Genomic DNA, 1424 nt, shown 5'->3' with positions numbered 1-1424 from the left:
CACGAACTCGTCGCCGCCCAGGCGGCTCACGGTGTCGTGCGTGCGCACGGCCTGCAGCAGCCGCGCCGCCACCGAGCGCAGCAGTCCGTCGCCGATGTGATGGCCCAGCGTGTCGTTGATGGACTTGAAGCGGTCCAGGTCGATGAACAGCACCGCCACGCGCTCGCCCGTGATGGCGGCATGCGCGATGGCCGCCTGCAGCCGCTGCACGCACAGCGAACGGTTGGGCAGCTCGGTGAGCACGTCGTGGTGGGCCAGGAACTGGATGCGCTCCTCGTTGCGCTTGCGGTCGGTGATGTCGATGGCGATGCCGATGTGGTTGGCCACGGCACCGCCCTTGCCGCCCTCGCGCACCGCCGACACCATCAGCCAGGCCGGGTAGGTCTCGCCCGAGCGGCGCCGGAACCGCACCTCGCCCTGCCAGGACTCCTTGTCCAGCAGCGTGCGGGCGATGCGCGCGCCCAGCGGCGGCTCGCCCGGCTCCTCCAGCAGGAAGCCCAGGTTCTCGCCGATCACCTCGTAGAAGTCGTAGTGCGTGCTGCGGCAGAACGCCTTGTTCACGCTCAGGATCTTCTGGTCCGCCGCCATGATGATGATGCCCTCGGACGAGGCCTCGAACACCTTGGCCCACAGCTCCAGCCGCTGCTCCATCACCTTGAGCACGTTGATGGGCGTGAAGGCGGTCAGCATGGCATCGCGCCCCTGGAAGTGCAGGCGCCGGGCCGACAGCACGGCCCACAGCGGCTCGGCGCTGCCCTTCCAGCGCACCTCGAACTCGTCCACCACCCCCTGGTCGGCCAGGCGCTGGAAAAAGCGTGCGCGCACGCCCGGCTCCATGCCCGTGCGCCAGGGGTCCAGCGTGGTGCCGTTCAGCCACAGGCCGGCCGGGGCGTTGGCGTGCAGCACCTCGTGCTCGGGCACCGAGGTGACCACCATCGGAATGGGCAGCGCCTCCACCAGCTCGCGCTGGGCCTCGGCGGCGCGCGCGCTGGCGGCCAGCTCCTGCTGCAGCACGCGCTCGCGGTCGAGCTGCGCCAGCATGCCGTTGAAGGCCGTCACCAGCCGGCCGATCTCGTCGCGGCTGATCCAGTGCGCGCGCAGGGTGTGGTCGCCGCTGCGGCGCACCTCGTCGGCCACACGGGCCAGCTGCTGCAGGGGCTTGGCGATCTGCCGCGCCACCAGCGTGACCAGGCTCAGGATGCAGCCCAGCAGCAGCACGGCCGTGCCCAGATGCAGCCACATGCGCGCGAAGAGGTCGTCCACCCGGGCGTAGAGCAGGCGGTCCAGCTGCGCCGTGCCCTGCACCCACGCCGTCTGCAGCGCGCCCAGCAGCGCGCGCTGGCGCGCGGGCAGCTCGGCCGCGGCGGTGCGCCCCTCGCCCTGGGCGATGCCCTGCAGCAGCGCCTGCAGGTCGTTGCCGGCCT

At 71.8% G+C, this 1424-nt stretch carries 1 protein-coding gene; it reads right to left on the bottom strand.

The annotated features are described in order from the left end of the window. A partial coding sequence (locus AC27IO_RS24180) for a diguanylate cyclase domain-containing protein (RefSeq protein ID WP_498741211.1) occupies positions 1-1424 on the bottom strand: 1424 nt, incomplete at both ends.

The sequence above is a fragment of the Acidovorax sp. KNOB132 genome (assembly GCF_057541515.1).
Note: the sequence above shows the minus strand (reverse complement) of the source record. Positions and strands in the feature narration are given on the sequence as shown.